The organism is Corynebacterium sp. HMSC036D03, assembly GCF_001836185.1.
Classification (GTDB): Bacteria; Actinomycetota; Actinomycetes; order Mycobacteriales; family Mycobacteriaceae; genus Corynebacterium; species Corynebacterium simulans.
In genome coordinates this window covers 49,826-65,896 of sequence record NZ_KV827722.1, presented here as the reverse complement: position 1 = coordinate 65,896, position 16,071 = coordinate 49,826, and the positions used below count along the sequence as shown (strand labels likewise).

At 53.1% G+C, this 16,071-nt stretch carries 12 protein-coding genes and 1 tRNA gene; 3 read left to right on the top strand and 10 right to left on the bottom strand.

Going from position 1 to position 16,071, the window contains the following annotated elements; translation table 11 throughout:
• Positions 1-107 precede the first annotated feature (107 nt).
• The 6 genes from HMPREF2692_RS02885 to HMPREF2692_RS02855 form a co-directional block, all read right to left on the bottom strand.
• Positions 108-1,040 (bottom strand): ABC transporter ATP-binding protein, encoded by a 933-nt coding sequence (locus HMPREF2692_RS02885; RefSeq protein ID WP_070822696.1) that lies wholly within the window; start codon positions 1,038-1,040, stop codon positions 108-110.
• 11 nt (positions 1,041-1,051) lie between these two features.
• Positions 1,052-1,984 (bottom strand): ABC transporter permease, encoded by a 933-nt coding sequence (locus HMPREF2692_RS02880; protein WP_083323807.1) that lies wholly within the window; start codon positions 1,982-1,984, stop codon positions 1,052-1,054.
• A 116-nt stretch (positions 1,985-2,100) separates the two neighbouring features.
• Positions 2,101-4,188, bottom strand: coding sequence for a glycosyltransferase (locus HMPREF2692_RS02875; protein ID WP_070822694.1), 2,088 nt, complete (start codon positions 4,186-4,188; stop codon positions 2,101-2,103).
• A 652-nt stretch (positions 4,189-4,840) separates the two neighbouring features.
• Positions 4,841-6,139, bottom strand: coding sequence for a glycosyltransferase family 4 protein (locus HMPREF2692_RS02865; RefSeq protein WP_246823427.1), 1,299 nt, complete (start codon positions 6,137-6,139; stop codon positions 4,841-4,843).
• Positions 6,140-6,255: 116 nt separating this feature from the next.
• Positions 6,256-7,470 carry a glycosyltransferase gene (locus HMPREF2692_RS02860; RefSeq protein ID WP_070822690.1) on the bottom strand — a complete coding sequence of 405 codons (1,215 nt, stop codon included), beginning with the start codon at positions 7,468-7,470 and terminating at the stop codon, positions 6,256-6,258.
• 3 nt (positions 7,471-7,473) lie between these two features.
• Positions 7,474-9,264, bottom strand: coding sequence for a glycosyltransferase family protein (locus tag HMPREF2692_RS02855; protein WP_246823425.1), 1,791 nt, complete (start codon positions 9,262-9,264; stop codon positions 7,474-7,476).
• Between the two features lie 212 nt (positions 9,265-9,476).
• On the opposite strand from HMPREF2692_RS02855, the gene HMPREF2692_RS02850 reads away from it, so the two are divergent.
• Positions 9,477-10,328, top strand: a complete 852-nt coding sequence (locus HMPREF2692_RS02850) for a hypothetical protein (protein ID WP_070822687.1) — start codon at positions 9,477-9,479, stop codon at positions 10,326-10,328.
• Here HMPREF2692_RS02850 and HMPREF2692_RS02845 read toward each other — a convergent pair.
• Entirely contained in the window at positions 10,316-11,545 is a 1,230-nt protein-coding gene (locus HMPREF2692_RS02845; RefSeq protein WP_070822685.1) for a hypothetical protein, read from the bottom strand. The genes HMPREF2692_RS02850 and HMPREF2692_RS02845 overlap by 13 nt on opposite strands.
• Before the next feature lie 174 nt (positions 11,546-11,719).
• Between HMPREF2692_RS02845 and HMPREF2692_RS02840 the strand changes: the two genes are divergently transcribed.
• Positions 11,720-11,792 (top strand) — tRNA-Asn (locus HMPREF2692_RS02840).
• 384 nt (positions 11,793-12,176) lie between these two features.
• Positions 12,177-12,455, top strand: coding sequence for a hypothetical protein (locus HMPREF2692_RS02835; RefSeq protein ID WP_062037994.1), 279 nt, complete (start codon positions 12,177-12,179; stop codon positions 12,453-12,455).
• Here HMPREF2692_RS02835 and HMPREF2692_RS02830 read toward each other — a convergent pair.
• From HMPREF2692_RS02830 to HMPREF2692_RS02820, 3 genes are all read right to left on the bottom strand, one after another.
• Positions 12,452-13,117: a DUF1707 domain-containing protein gene (locus HMPREF2692_RS02830; protein ID WP_062037991.1), complete on the bottom strand. Its 666-nt coding sequence runs from the start codon at positions 13,115-13,117 to the stop codon at positions 12,452-12,454. The genes HMPREF2692_RS02835 and HMPREF2692_RS02830 overlap by 4 nt on opposite strands.
• Before the next feature lie 38 nt (positions 13,118-13,155).
• Positions 13,156-14,337 carry a non-hydrolyzing UDP-N-acetylglucosamine 2-epimerase gene (wecB, locus tag HMPREF2692_RS02825; RefSeq protein WP_062043723.1) on the bottom strand — a complete coding sequence of 394 codons (1,182 nt, stop codon included), beginning with the start codon at positions 14,335-14,337 and terminating at the stop codon, positions 13,156-13,158.
• A 123-nt stretch (positions 14,338-14,460) separates the two neighbouring features.
• Positions 14,461-15,762, bottom strand: a complete 1,302-nt coding sequence (locus HMPREF2692_RS02820) for an acid phosphatase (protein ID WP_348967642.1) — start codon at positions 15,760-15,762, stop codon at positions 14,461-14,463.
• Positions 15,763-16,071 lie beyond the last annotated feature (309 nt).

The window sequence follows — 16,071 nt, the reverse complement described above, 5'->3', positions numbered from 1 at the left end:
TACTCAAACGGAACAAAACCTGGGACACTTCAGTTCTAGACGTTTCCTAGTTCGCATCAGCCACAATCTATTCGTAGAAAACCGGGGTGCTATCAGAGCGCATCTAGCTACCCAAAAAATTTGAAGAACGGTTGCCGTGCTCGGCGATGCGCAGGCGCCCGGCGTTTCCCGGTTTTCTTGGAAGGACCGCTCAGAGCCGCATTCCCCGGTTGTTTATCCTCCTCAACGCAGATGACCGGCGGAACATAAGCGTCTGTTACCTCACGCAAGTATTCAATGCCAGGAGTCTTATCGGGCTTGCCCATAAGACGGGCCCATTCATGGTACTGAGGAGCAACTTCGGTCGTCGGACCGTCAGCGATGATGTGGCCATTGCTAATCCACACACAACGTTGGCAGTTCTTTTCAATCTCGGCGATTGTGTGAGACACGAGGAAAAGGTTACCGGCGCGATCAAGGAGATCATTCATGCGTTTGGAGGCCTTCGCGGCAAACGCAGCATCACCGGTCGAGAGTGCTTCGTCGATGAGAAGAATCTCAGGCTTAATCGCCGTAGAAATCGCAAAAGCAAGGCGCGCGCCCATACCCGACGAATAGGTTGACTTTGGACGATTGATTGCGTCCCCGAGCTCCGTCCATTCGGCAATGAGGGGAATCTGCGCTTTAGCCTCCTCCGGGGTCATTCCCAGAGCCAGACACCCCACGTAAATATTCTGTGCACCGGTAAGGCCACCCTGCAGTGCAGGAGCCACGCCCATCAGCGTTGGCGTAGACGAAGTAAGCACCTGTCCTGAAGTCGGGGCTTGGCCACCCGCGATGATTGAAAGGAGCGTAGATTTACCCGAACCGTTCAGGCCAATAATGCCAACAGATTCGCCCGGTTTTACCACCAAGGAAGCATCGACCAGAGCATCGACAACTTGGTCTTGTTTGCGTGTACGCACAACAGAGGCATCATCCGAACGCGATTGTGAAATCACGTATCGCTTGCTTACCCGATTAACAACTACGTTGGCGTCTTCAATGTAACTGATATCCACGAGGTGCCTTCCTAGGTCAATCGGACGTATCGATCTTCGGCCTGCCAGAAGAACAGGAACCCAACTGCAAATAGTCCAAAGGTCCAAGCACACAGCGAACCCCACTCGCTAAGGGACGGAATGGTGTCGTAGATGGCGACGTTACGTACTGCGCTTAGGAACTCATACGCCGGATTGTGACTCATGATCTGTTTCACCGTAGGCGCATGATCAAAACGGTCAAGCGTAAACATGACGCCTGACAAGAAGAACCAAGCCTGCGTAACCAATGGCACTACTGCTTTAACATCGGGTATCTGAGCGCACACACGAGCTCCGATCATCAAAAGACCACAGCCGAAAATGTGGATCATTAAGAACAACGGAACAACGAAAATCACTTTCCAAGAAGGCACCGTATGCCATTGGAGTAGCAATGCGACGAAAATCGAAACAGCAGCAGGAATCAGGTTATCTATCGCTGAACGAAGCGTTTGCGAAAACGCCAACGAAGCTGTTGGAAAGTTGAATGCACGGATCATAGCCCGATTTGAGGGAAGCAAACTTGTGCCTTGAGACAGCAGGCCCGACATCATTGGCATAAAAGTAGTGCCAATAAACAAGTAACCAACAAAGTTAGGCACACCGCGTGATGTCTTGAAGAGGACACCAAACAAAAAGCCGTAAAAGACAACGTTAAGCAATGGGTTGATAACTAGCCAGAGCTTCCACAAACGATAATCACGCGTCGTACGAAGCGCCTTTGAACGAGCATCTGCCCAGATAAAATGTCGGCGCTCCCATAGCTGGAGCACATAGTCCTTCAGCGATGGACGCGTCTGAAGTGGTGTCAGTCGCCCCTTATCAACGATGATTACTGGACCGTCGTGATTCTCGATATCTTTAATCCGCTGCTGGGTTTCGGCCTGACGCGAACGCTGCGAATTGGATAGGTTGAGCTTCATTCGTCACCAATCCTTTCGTTCGTTGTAGGGGTCGACTATGCACGATCCGTGCTCGCGCTTGATAGAACTCTTAAGATGATACCCGCGAAGCGTTAGCTTAGGCCTAACCGCAAGCATTAATGATCCATCCCCGTTTCGATGATGGATCGCAGAGCACTAACGACCGAAGAAAAGCCATCGGCTCCTGAGCGATAACGCATCTGTTGCTTCGAAAGCGGCGAGTCCTTAGTAAGAATTCCCCAAATTGGAACTCCGGCGCCCGAATAATCTGCAAACTTCGAAGGCAAGAACGGATTTACTGCAAAATCAGTGCCTGATACATCAGTGTCGTTAACAAGTAGAGCGTCGAATTTCTGTGCAAGGTTCAGGAATTCCAAGTACGGCAGAGCCGCATTGACTATTACTTGCTCTGGTGCTCCTAATGCCCAGAGCTGTGCCTGCGCTTTCTCTGGATTCGGACAGAAGATATGCAGACGAACAACCTGACGAAGGTCTTCAGGCAGAGCTGCGATCGCCTTCACAACGTCACCAACACCGCGATTTTCATAGAAGGATCCGAAGTATCCCACATGTACGCAGTGCTCCTCCAGCTCATATTCCGACTGCACAAGTTCGTACAAGCCGGAATCGGGCTGCGATTGAGCCAGGACCGTCGACTTAGAGAGGAATCGCTCTCTCAAGTGTTGTGGATACGGTGCCAACATCAGTTCTCGCTGTACTTCATTGGTAAAGACCAGGGTATCGGCGGCGATGAACGTTGCAGCTTCAGTCAAAGCAAAATGCGAATCTAGCGATTGCGTATCAATTCCAGCGCGCGAGACCAGTCGTCGCAGCCTCAGGGTTACGGGATGCGGAGAGATCTTTCCCTTGCGCTGCTGCCCTTGTGCGTCAAGGCGCATGGGATCTGAAAACTCTGCTTCCCAAGTAACGGACGGATGCCGAAGCTTAAACAAAACGCCTGCGACATGGGAGCCCGACCACATCGACCGGGAATACATTGATTGATAGCCACCCTGCTTTCGCGAAAGCTTAGAAGCACGACGAGCTGCGTGAGTGGCGAACGAGCAAATCAAAAACCAATTGCTAAACGACGGCGTGACGTCTAGGACTTCGCGATGCCCAATGAATTGCTCCACCATCAACAACGAGCTGGAGTCAATGCTTCTTACCTTGGACATGTTGGCAGAGAAGACATCAACGAGCTCGCCTTGCTCACGAATTCGCTTTGAAGCAACATTGCCGGCAGTATCTGCAAACGGCGGGAAACAATAAGAGAACACGACACGGGATGCAGCTTCCGCGCGCAACCCAGCCCAAGGAAGTCCAGATACTCCAAGCTCAGTCGCCAGCTTGATCGCATCGCCAGTGCGCTCCGGAAAGCGCGTCAGATAGTCTCGGACAAACGAAAACTGGGCGTCGACAAGCGCATTGCGCGCTACAGTCGTGGGAGCTTGGTCATAAGGATGCACCGCCGCACGAATCCTAGAAATACATTCGAGCCTTTGCCGCACCGCAAAGTCAAAGTCGATTTTTTGGCGAGACACCGAATTCGGAGTCATCGTGCGGAGATAGCGAGCACCATTAAGGTCCGAAGGAATCCGGAATGTGAGTGCAGGAAAGTCAAGGAACTGGGAAAAGAAGACGACATCTTCCCCCGACCGAAGATCTTCTGCAAAACGCAAACGAGTAGCAACCTCGATGGGAAACACTTTCGAAGCATTAAACCCCAGCAACCACGGAGCAGCGTGTAGAGGGACAGTCTTGCCTCGCAGCCCCATGGTTCGAGCATCCAAAGAATTTGAAGCAAGAGCGGTACCGTCCGAATCGATGTCTTGAATTCCTACAACCGCAATGGCCGCAGGTCCACACGCAGACCAAGCTCGCTCTAAATACTGCAACTCCAGCGCATCATCATCGTCGAGGAAAGTTACATACGTACGGGACGCGAGTGTAAGACCGAGGTTGCGGGCCCAACCTGCCCCACTGCGCTTGGAAACTACGCACACAACTTCAATTCCAGGATGCGCTGCCCGAAAGCTCTCCACGATGGTGCGCGAACGATCGGCTGCGCCATTTAGCACGACGATAAGCTCAATGAGCGAATCAGACAAGGTCTGCGCCGCAACGGATTCGAGGCTCCGAGCAAGGGTTTCGGAATTATTATAGGAAGGAAGAATCAGACTGATCCCTGGTGTACGGGTCATCGAATTTTCTCCAGAATCTTGTACAGCGTAACCACGACCTGCTTTGGCAGACGTTGCTTTAGTGGCTTGGCCAGAGGGGCAATCTTCAAGATGAGCTGACTTCTAATGCTCGGGAGCGCATCTGCTTGGTTCGCAGTGCCCCTGCCCTGGCAGGTACTAGTTTGCTGCTCTCCGAAAGGAGTGTGGAACAACTGTAGCGACTGAGAGAGAATTTCTTCGCGTGTATCTGCCAAGTCTTCAGAGCATGTAGTGTGTTTTTCCAGTTTGAGCCATACGCAGTCTCCTGCTCGAGACGCCCCATAAATGACGAGGGAATCTTCTCGTGCGAGGGCAGCATTTAAGATGCCAGCAGTTGCGGGCCCTGCGGCGGGCAAGAGCCAATACGCATCCACGCCGCTAGCGTTTAGCCATCTTTCGACCGTCTTCGTGGCCTCATCATTGGGATGCCCGTCAATGCTCGAAGGGCCAGAACCTAGGACGAGAAGTCGGTCTCCCTGTTTGGGTGAATGTGGAACATCATTTGGGGAAGAAAGTACACTCACCTCGCTTCCGATTGCCCCTAAGTGGACTGCGGGTGAATCATCGAATTTGAGGAGCCATACGTGTTGTTCCGTAGGAATAACCTCGGTTTCTCTCATTGAGCAAATGCGCATTAGTCCTCGCTTGCGATGCCAGCGATAAAGTCAAGTAGCCGTTGTGGAACGACTTCATCGCGCTCATTTTTTACCCAGTTCTTCCCTGCCTTGTTTGTATCTAGCAGGGAGCGCTCGGCCGATAAGTGAGCCCACAGTTCAGCAAGCTCCTCCGGCGCTTCAGGAGTAACAACGTGGCCGGCGTCCAAGCCCTCAATTAGGTCCGCGCACTCGCCCTCCACTGCAGCAGAGATGTGCAATCCTATGCTCATAAGTTCATAGGTCTTCGAAGGAATGGTACGAGTAAGCGGCTCCCACCTTGCTAAATGAACAAGTGCCGTATCCGCCCATTCATAATGTTCCTCAAGATCCTCTGCTGCAGCGCGGTGCCTAAATTCCACGTCCACGTCGAGATTCTCGGCTAGATCGTGCAGCTCGTTCCATGCAGCTCCATCGCCGACAAACCTGAGCTTTACTGGCACGCCAGTATCTTGTGCCAAACGGGCAGCTTCAAGAGCATTTCCGAGTTTTTGGGCGCGGCCGAGCGTCCCCGCGTAAAGGACACGCAGCGGTTGGGTGTCCTCCTGTACGCCTAGTTTTCTATAGGTCGTGCGCGGAGGAAACACATTGCGGATCGTTGTCATCGACTGCGTCGAAGACTCGTGCTCGATGCGGAGCCATTCTTCGAGCTTTTCTGAGGTCGTGATGATTCCGTCGGCCTTCTTCAACACACGGTTCATCGCTTTTTCAGTAAGCCAGGACAACGACTGTAAGAATCCGTGGCGGGCGATTCGTTCTCGCAGTGAAGGTGCGCCAGTGGCCGAATTCCAATCATCGCTGACATTTAAGAGTGCAGGCCAAGCATCACGAAGATCGATGACATAAGGCTTTCGGTACTTCTTCGCAATTGCGCGAGTCACCACCGAGGTAGGCAAAGCTGGGACTGTGCCGATCACCAAATCAGGAGAATAGTGTTCTAGTTTTTTAGGAATACGAACCGGAAACACCATCATCGACAATGCAACTGCGGCCTGGTTGAGAATACGACTGCTCAAAGAACGCCCAACTGGGAAGTACCCAGTTCGAACAATCGTCTCCTCGTTGGGTCCTTTTTCGAGTTTAAAGCGGTTCCACGGTCGCGCCGATTGCAACCATTCGCGTATGGAAACTGAACGCTCATAATGAGCTGGCGGGCAGACAACCACCACTTCATGACCATTGCGTTGCAAGATTCGAGTCAACCACGCCCATCGCCGCTGAGGTACACCATTTTCAGGTAACCAATACTGGGAGAGAACTAGGATCTTAATGATTCCCACCTCGCTCCATTGTTATATTTGCGGCACTCGAAACTCGCTCGAGTATATCAGAGCCGCTGCTGACGGTACGCGATTACGACGGTCTACTAACTTTCCTAAACTCACGGAGCGCTCTTCTATCTTTCTTTGATGAGGGCGACACTGTGGACCTTAAAAGGGATGCTGTGCGCACCAAATGGCAGAAATTTCAGCCCGTGAAGCCGTACTCCTTCAGGCAAGAAGAAATCAATATTCGTGGTCGAAAGTCCAGGAACCGACTCCAGATAGCAATAGTGGCCAATGATTTTCCAGCGAGAATTACCAATGCCTTTAATGCGTAGGTCACGTGGAATCGCGTTTCCATTTTCATCCCGCAAATCTAAGGACACGACAGCAGCCCGTGAGGCCGATCGAGCGGAAAATTCATGTCCCACTACCAATCGAACTTTGCGTAAAGGAACGGGAATTTCCAGACTATATGGCAAAACAACGCGCCGAGATTCCCCTTGGATGACCTGCCTTTCTCCTTGCTGCATTATCGCCGCCACATGCGGGAATTGCTGCTCCACAAAGTCTAAATCGCTAACCTCCGGCAACCGGGCCAAAGAGTTCATAATTTCCGACATGGATTGTTCTCCGCCGGTACGCAATCCGCTATCTTGCCCGACGTGATTCAAACGCACATAGCTCAGAGCACGCGAATCCAGAATGACCGGCCCTCGCCGGTCCGCCATGTTATGTGCCCCGCTTCGAGGCTCAATCAACCGACCATCTTCGCTGCGACGGCAAACGTCGAGCAATCCGAGCGAGTACATCGGCCAATGGGAAACGCGTAAAAACGAGATCTCCTCGGAATCATAAATTGCTTCAATTCCGAGTGGAAAGCTGACTACCATTCCGGCAAATGGCTCAGCGATATAAGGCGCCACGTTATTGAAATAGTCTCGGGCCACAACGTCGTCATCATCAATTCGATAGCGCCCGTACGTCTCCCCTACAGCCACATGCTGCTGTGCAATCTCATCTAACCTGCACCCCCAATTACCGTCAGGCTGCTCATCCAAATAAACGAAGGGGAAACGCTCAGCTGCTTCGTGTAGTCCCTTCTTAAAACGTTCAGGTAGCGATTCCGAATAGGACACCACGTGAATCAAATCGATCCCAGCTTGGACACGAGCATCATTAAGAGATGCCAATGTTAACTCAGTAAAGAGTTTCTCACGCGTACGCAGACGTTCAGGATCGTAGAGCTTCTTCTTATAGGCATTAATGCTGTCTTCACCTGCCGAAAGATGCCACGAGTTAGTTTCTGGCAAACATTGGCTGAACCGAGTGCGGCCGATAAAAAACACGTTTTATTCCTTTCCCACCAACACATGGTCCGCGTGACAGCCGTAGCTAACGACACGCCCGCTGCGCTTCAACGCGTCGTCGTTAATGTCCCAAGTATGAGCGCTTTTACCTCGGTATTGGATGTAATTGAAGCGATCGGCTGAAAAAATCCGACCACCAGACTCCTGGACATCCCGCAAGAACTGCGTATCTTCACCCTTACCCAACTCCGCAAACGGGTGAGCTTCAAATACCGATTTCCATCCGGTCAGCGTAGCTCCAAGGACAAGTTCTACCCAGGAGTGTTCATTCCATTCCTTGCGCAGGACCAATTCGTTCGTCGACTCGAGGTAGAGATAAGCGGCTTGTTTGCCAACGATATCCGCTCCGGAAAACCGCAGTGCGTTAATCTGATCGTGCAGGTAGTAAGGCCCGTAAATATCATCGTCGTCCATCTTCGCGACAATGTCGCCGTGCGCATGCGAGACAAGCTGGTTTAGACATGATCCCAAAGACTCAGTCGCAGGCGCATAAAAGAAGCGCACGGCGCCATAGCCATCTACATCCACTACGTCCTCCGCGTGGAAACCATGGGTGAGTACCAATACTTCGTAATCCACCTCGCTTTGCCCAAGCGCTTGCTCTAATGCTCCGGCAAGTCGTTCAGGCCGGTTAGTTGAGATGATGACACTTGCAGAAACGGAACCAACTACACGAGTATCCGCAGTAATTCCCACTGCCTTGAGAATCTTGGCGGCTCGATGCGTATATGTGTGTGCATCCCAAATGACTCGCTGTGCTCGATGAATTTGCTTAGCACGAGCTAGGTCAGAACGCACAGCGCTTTCGATGACGGCTGCAGCATGCTGGGTATCATTGACGGTGGTAATTTCCTGATGTGGGAAGAAAGAATCGATGCCCTGCGCGGGAGTACTAATCACCTGACCACCACAGGCTGCGATCTCTAAAACACGACGCGAAAACATCGTTGGGCTGTCAGTAACGGTATTGACGTTTAGAAATACCTTGAAAGCGCGATATGCCGACAGCATCTTGGAATAAGGCAATGCACCGACCACCCAATCCGTCAAGGGCGCCGGAAACTGATATTTCTCATCGACGTCTTCGTTGCGGGAGTAGATAGTCAGGGAGCTATTGAGGTTTTCGCATGCCTCGGCTCCAGCGCTCAGGATAAGCCGTTGTGCCTCTCCGCGCTCAGGAAACTTTTCGCGGAAATAGGTGCCAGCAAAACATACGGAACCGCGCCCATATTTCGTACGATCACCGTCGCGGATAGGACTATGAATAGCGGGCTGTACTGCAAAAGGAATGACATCGACATAAGAATCTGGAATTTCTTCTCGATATTTTTCTACGCTGTCTGCATCTGTGGTGAAGACGAAATCAAACAGCCTCGCTGACGCAATAAAGTCATCAAAATGAACAGGATCTTCCTTATTCCAGAACACCGTCGGGATTCCGCGCCTACGGCATTCTACAACTAGTTCCTGAAGCTCATCCGAGGGAGCTTGGCTGCCGACAACTTGATACCGCCAAGCACCACTATTTCCCTGCCAAGCTGACTCGACAAGCAAAAGATCGATTCCAGCTTCGACTTGCTCGCGCCACTTCTGGGGCTGCAAATCTACGGTGCTGAATTCATTTCCCCACGCCAAATGAGAGAAATCATCAAGAATAACTCCCACGGTCACAACCTCGAAGGGCTTCTCTCGGCGGGCATCTACCGTGTATTCGGGAAAAGCGAGCGGATCAAGTCCCCGACGCTCGCTGCGCACAACATTCTGAAGTGCCACGCGGTCCTCCTCGTTCTCTGAGGACTCCAATCGCTTACGCTCTTCAAGCTCGAGGTATCGATTCAGTTGGCCTAAGCCACCGTGCCGAAAGTGCCAAAAGGCGGTACGCAGCTGCTTCACGTTCATGGTGACTGTGTTACCTCAATTCTCGTCAAGATAGGCCCTGTTAACGATAGCCCTTCTGCAAAGAGGTGTGCACTAAGATTCGTGGCATGGCTTTCGTAAGGAATTATTCACGCTACTCAGCCGACGTCGTATTGCATCGAAATTTCGACGCATTCCTCGACGAGCCCGTCCGCAGCGGAATTAATGTGATCGATTGTGGCCAAACACTATTAGAGCTGCATATTCAGGATCGCAACGCCGCTACTACTCTGGTCGTATTTCATGCGGCAGCAGACCTCTCACAGACATCCCTCCCGCTGTTTACTGGCGAGCGCCTTACTGAAGGATCGGAGGCAAACATCGTGTTTGTTTCCGATCCCATGCTCGAACGCGGCTGCGGAATCGGCTGGTTTACAGGAGATAACGACTGTAAATTCCAAGCAGAGCTAGTGACAATCCTTCAAAAAGTGCAAAAGGCTCTCGCCGCATCAAACCTAATCTTTTACGGCTCCTCGGCCGGTGGCTTTGCAGCTTTGTATTATTCGCACCAATTCCCTAATTCTTTGGCAGTGGTATCGAACCCGCAAACAAACATCGCCGAATATCACGAAGCCGCTGTTAAGCAATACGCACAAAGAGTCTGGAAGAGTGACGATATTTCTGCCGCCTCAGCTACAACTGACTTGGTGCCCCTCTACGCAAAGTCCTTTCCTAACTACGTCGCTTATCTCACCAACGAGAAGGATGAGTTCCATAACAGCCACCACCTAGCCCCCTGGGCTCAAGCCACGGAAGATTCCGCCAAACGTCGACGATTCCTCGTTGGCGATTGGGGCGATGGACACGCTTCTCCACCACTGTACGTCCTCAAAGGCGTAATCGACTTTGCTATCGCTGTAAACGGTGAATGGGAGGAATTCTTCGCCGACGATGGGTTCTCGACTACTTACTCGCTTTGAGCAAGACCGGAAACAAACTGACGAACGTCTTCACAGGCTTCTTCGTCTTTCGGCGAATACCATTCAATGCCCGCCGCACGTAGTTGTTCCTCAAGTCGCGCCATGAGCGGAGCTGGATAGTTGCGATAAAGGCGCTTATCGGCGCGAAGCATGAACCCCAAGTCCAGTTCACGCGCTGCTGGCAGTAGCTCGTTTTCAGCGCCTCTCACCATGCAGGTTGCAAGATCTGGTCGCCCAAGCCAGGCAACGGTGAGCGCACTTAAGTCAACAACAAACCTTTGGCCTACCTTGTACTGAGGCTCTTCGGGATGAACCGGCGTCGGTAATGGCTCTCTTTCTAGACCTTCGAAAGTACGAAACGCCTCCACAAGAGCCCACTTTCGCACCTGTTTTTCTTCTCTCGGCCCCGCCAAAGAACTAAAAGATTCCGCGATAAGTTCTGGCGCGAAGTGTTCCATGACCCTGACTGTTCCAACTTCCGATAGCCCCTGCGCCACTGGCGCATTTCTCAGACCAGCTGCCGCAAACGGAGGGAAGGTGGAATTGCGTTCATAGGGAGTGTTTCGTTGCAGTCGTGTCGATTCCAAAATGGCACCAAACGAGCAGTAGGCCGCGTTCAAAGAGTCGGCGGCCAAAATGCTTCCCAAGCCCAAAAAGGACCAGGAGTTTTTACGTAGCGGGGTCTCGGTAATGTTCGTTTCGATGACCAATGGGTCAAACTTCTTGAAGAACTGTCGTTCCCGCGCAAACCGTCCCCCGAAATCAAGGGAGACCAGCTGGTGGTTTTCGGGCAAAAGATAGCGGGAGGCCAGTGAATCGAAACCACCTGAAAAATTCAGGAGCACCTTGTTACGCAACTCTGACTCGTCAACATCCCTCAGGAAGGGTTCGCTGGCCCCCACGTGCGATTGAGCCTCAACCTCCGATTTAGTCCAGGCTTCGATTGCTTGTTGAGTTCCCGACGCAACCGGAAATGCAAACTTAATCCGATCAAACGCCGCTCCGCACAAAGTGGAGGCTGCCAATGCGAGTGCATCCCCACTGACTTCTAATGGCCTGCTAAAGCGAAAATGCACATCCAGACGTCGCTCCGGCAGGCGCGACTGGACCGCCCGCAGCAATCGCCCTGGTAGAGGCTTGCGATACGTCAGGTTCGTCCGCAGCACGATGGCTTTTGAATCCCAACGCAACGGCTCGAAGCAAATTTCACTAGGCATAACCCTAGATTAGCTAGATTTCTCTGTTTTCCGTGCATGACATTTCGAAGGCTTTAAAACGAAGATAAATAGGCGATCACCTGGCGATTTGCCTTGAACGCACCCCCACTAATATAGTTACTAAACGTCGCACAGAGCGGTTAGCACATAGCACCTCTAAAACGACAAACTTATTCCTCCATAGCTCAGTTGGCAGAGCATTCGACTGTTAATCGAAGGGTCACTGGTTCGAGCCCAGTTGGAGGAGCAAAAATCCCGCTTTCCTAAGCGGGAACTTTTGTATGTATCCCGATTGCCTCCGGTCTAGAACGGATTTTGCCTTACTCGTTGGTGTACAGGCACTGCTTGTTTACGAACTCATCTAGGGCAAAGCCAGAAAGATGGCAGCCATAGCCGTCGCTCTTGATGCCGCCCAAAGTCGGCCACGGGGCCAAAACTCCTCATGGTAGGAGTCGGAGCCTACGGGCGTCGGTAAGCACGATTAGTGTGTTGTAGTTCGCAGTCCCATGCAGCTCGCTACCGGTACAGATGGTGGCGCCATCGTGCACGGCAAGCTGGACTTGCTTGTCTAGGTTCACTGCGACGTTGTGCGAGGGCAAGGGGTAGTGCTCGTTGGGTTGGAAGGAACATCTTGTTCCCTTCCCTCGGCGATGCACACCATTTCATCAACAAACTCATCGCAAATATCCTCCATGACGATGATGCGCTTGACCTAGGCTTACTCAGTCGCCTTGGTGACATCGGCGGCATCGAGACTTATGTACGGATCGGTGCCGCCGAGCTCCAGCAGGGCCTTCTTGAGGTTGCGGCCGACGAGATTTCTGTAATGAAGGCGTGGACTTGCTCAAAGCGGGTGGGGCACCGTAAAAGCGTGTATAACCACGTTCTTGACTTAAACGCCCCGCTCTAGCCTTTGTAGCGGCGCCCCACGTGAACGTCTACGCCGCCGAAGAGGCTATAGCAGTTGACGTTGATTTCTGGTGCGTCCACTGGCAGGTCATTCGGATGGATGGCGCCGTTCTCTACCTTAAGGTCATGCCCACCAAAAAGGTCTACGCCGCTGACGTGGACGCGGAAGCCTTCGGGAATATAGACATCCACGCCACCAAAGACCCCCACCGCTTCGATGGTGGTAGTACGACTATGCAAGGCAACACCCGTGAGATCAATGTCCACGCCGCCGAAAAAGCCGAGGGCTGTCAGGGAATGAGCTACTGCCCCACCGCTGACAGTGGACCCGCCGAAAATCCCCACCGCAAGAGAGCGGGTCTCCTGCACGCTCGGCTGCACCTGGCGGATGGCCTGCTCTACCTTGGCGATGGCTTTAGATTCTTGCTGGCCCGCATAGGCCTTTGCGCTTTTTCGTTCCTGCCCAAAAAGGAGAACTTCTGGGTTCTCTACAAGGTCGGCTAGCGGCTCGATAAGCTCAGCGCGGGTTGTTGCATCTACGCAGGCGGCCGAACGCTTCTCAAAATCATCGAGGTCAATCTGCCCTGCCGAAAGCGCATCTCCTAAGAAATCTGCAGCTTTCATGCGTTCTCGGTGGTTACAGCGGATATCCAGAGGTTTCACACCTTTAATATATCAGCTTTCTCCGGCAGGCGCGCGAGTTATTCCTTGCCTTGGGAGTCCTTAGAGGAACCTGCCTCCGGCAAAAAATCTTCTACGCGCTCGCCTACCCCGGTCAACTCTGCGATGGCCGCTACTGCGCGCTGAGCGCCCTTGCCATCGCCATATGGGTTAACGGCATTAGCCATTGCAGAATAAGCGGCATTGTCATCAAGCAGAAGCTTCGCTTCCGCCACGATCAGATTGCGGTCGGTACCGACGAGCTTAACGGTGCCAGCCACCACTGCTTCTGGGCGCTCAGTGTTTTGGCGCATGACCAAAACTGGCTTGCCCAAGGAAGGTGCTTCCTCCTGGACTCCGCCAGAGTCGGTCAGGATAATGGCCGCACGGTTCTGGAGCTTAGTGAACTGATCATACGGAAGAGGATCCGTGATGATGACGTTCTCCAGCGCCTCAACCTCCGGAAGAACTGCTTCGCGGACCTTTGGGTTCAGGTGCAGCGGCAGCGCAAAAATAGTATCCGGATATGCCTTTGCTAGATCCTGTACAGCACCACCGATCTCCTTCATCGCGTCAAGGTTCTCGCGGCGGTGTGTGGTGACAACAACGAAACGCTTGTCCGAGTTAGCGGCCTCAGCAAGAGTTGGATCCGAGAATTCGATGTCCCAAGTTGCTGCTTCAAGGAGAGCATCAATAACCGTATTGCCGGTTATAACGATGTCCTTAGAACGAACGTCCTCGCGGCGCAGGTTCTCCATTGCGCCTTCAGTCGGCGCAAGGTGCAGGGCTGCAACCTGACCGATGATCTTACGGTTTGCTTCCTCCGGGAACGGGGACAAGATGTTGCCGGTACGCAGTCCTGCCTCCAGGTGAACGATCTGCACACCGCGGTGGAAGCCAGCAAGAGCCGCTGCCATGGCCGTTGATGTATCACCCTGGGAAATGATGACGTCCGGCTCCTCAGCAACGATGATCTCATCGAGGCCGGCAATGGCACGGGAAACAATCTCATTGAGGGTCTGTCCCGGCTTCATCAATCCCAAGTCATGCTTGGGGGTAATTCCAAACATGGTGTTTACCTGCTCCAGCATTTCCTTGTGCTGGCCAGTAGAGACTGCAACGGACTCGAAGCGATCATCAGCCTCTAGAGCTTTGATGACCGGTGCGACCTTGATTGCTTCAGGTCGAGTACCGTACACAGTCATAATTTTCGGCTTAGCCATTGTGCTCCTTGAAAGCGTTTTAGGTGTCATACCAACATTTGCTGTCTCGCCAATGATTACACGTTTCTGTCTCTTCGCGCGCAGGTATGACCAAGACTGGGGGAGGTTCCCCCTGCGATCTGTTTAATTAGAGACTTGAACTACTCCATCTGGATTGACAGTTACCGTCGCAGCCATGGCCTTTGCCAGATTTAGGCGCTGCCAGGAGCCTGCTTCGCCCTGCCAGTCGAGAGGGTGGCCAGCGGGGTTTGCGGTTTGGCGAAGCACCTCGGCGCGCTGCTCCCAAGTGAGCTCGGGATGGGTTGATTCGAGCAGGACCGGCGCGGCCTTCGGGACAATCATTGGAGCATCGGTGGCATAAGCAGGCTTAAAGCCGTAGTCCAGCATCGGAGCATAACGCTCAACCGCCTGCTCGTCGGTAGCGTAATTCTTACCCGCATCAGCCTGCTGGGCTACGAGCTCGGAGATGTCCTTGCCAGTGCGCCACTTCATCTCGGCACGGATTTCGGCTGCTGCTTGGTCAAGCGCATCGTGCATACGTGGATCGTTGAGACGGTCGGCCGCTGCCGCCTGACCCGTCATACGGCCACCGATAACGTCGAGCGGATAGTGCACGCCCATGACCACGCGGTGGTTGCCGGCTTCCGCGCCGCGCAGCACGAGCTGCGGTGCGACCTCCGGAAGCATGTGGGCCATCAACGTGGTGATCCACGTTGCCTGGTTTGTATGGCCAGACGGGAAAGCCGGCGTGGTGCCGTAATAGTCCTTCTTACCGTCGTTGTACTTGTGAATAGCATCGGGTGCTACCTGGAAAGGACGCCGCACGTTGAAGTGGTACTTTTCCGCGAAGGTAGAGCTAGCTAGTCCGCCCGCACGAGCTAGGTAGCCATTTCCCAACAGGTACTCCGTCTTTGGCAGGCGGTGCTCGGCAAGAGCATCGCGGAAAGCGCCGCCAAACTCCTCACCCAGTGCGTCAGAAACCGCAAGCATCACGCCGTCAGTGTCGGCAGCCGCATCTTGCTGAGCGCGCTTAATCAGCGCTGGATCATCGGCAGCAGCGTTGTTGATGGCAATGGCCTTTTCGAGGTTCTCATCCATGATTGGCTGCTGGGTCTTCACATGGTCAAACATGCGGACTACTTCCCAGTAGACGCCGTATTGGTAGGAAGAGACATCGGAAGGAAAGCCAACCAAGTAGTCGGTGGTGAATGGAGTTGGGGTTGGTGCGCCGTCATGCTGGACTGCTGGGGCACCACTGCTCGAGCCGGTAACAGCCCCCGTAAGCGCTGGCATCGAAGACGATAACTGTGCACTAGCTGGCGCAGGATTCACATGTGCGCCTGCACCCGCTACACCCACTGCCAGAATTGCGGCCGCTACAGAACGGCGGGAAGTAGCAACTATCGAATAACGATGACGAACCATATTTACTTTCTCCATTGAATTAGCAACAAGAACGCACAGAACGCTAGCTGCATAAGGTGGCGAGAAAGTTAAATTTTTCCGGCTAAAAGATGATCTTTTGCGGCAAAGTGAGGACCTTAGCCGAGTTGGGCTTAGCTCCGGACGCTGCTTACTTTATCTTCGTTCGAATCCGAGCTGACAGGAACAACACCGATGGCGGCCGTGGTCAGGGCGGCGATGGCTATTGCGGCTGATGCCGCTTGCGGGAGACAGGATCGAGCGGTCACGTCTTTAAGCTATCGTGCTTTACCCGCGTTGGGAAGCGGTCAC

Bases quoted from the DNA above. Each gene is read 5' to 3' on its own strand.
- HMPREF2692_RS02875 (WP_070822694.1), bottom strand. From the start codon at position 4,188: ATGACCCGTACACCAGGGATCAGTCTGATTCTTCCTTCCTATAATAAT.
- HMPREF2692_RS02850 (WP_070822687.1), top strand. From the start codon at position 9,477: ATGGCTTTCGTAAGGAATTATTCACGCTACTCAGCCGACGTCGTATTG.
- HMPREF2692_RS02845 (WP_070822685.1), bottom strand. From the start codon at position 11,545: ATGCCTAGTGAAATTTGCTTCGAGCCGTTGCGTTGGGATTCAAAAGCC.
- wecB (WP_062043723.1), bottom strand. From the start codon at position 14,337: ATGGCTAAGCCGAAAATTATGACTGTGTACGGTACTCGACCTGAAGCA.
- HMPREF2692_RS02820 (WP_348967642.1), bottom strand. From the start codon at position 15,762: ATGGTTCGTCATCGTTATTCGATAGTTGCTACTTCCCGCCGTTCTGTA.
- HMPREF2692_RS02880 (WP_083323807.1), bottom strand. From the start codon at position 1,984: ATGAAGCTCAACCTATCCAATTCGCAGCGTTCGCGTCAGGCCGAAACC.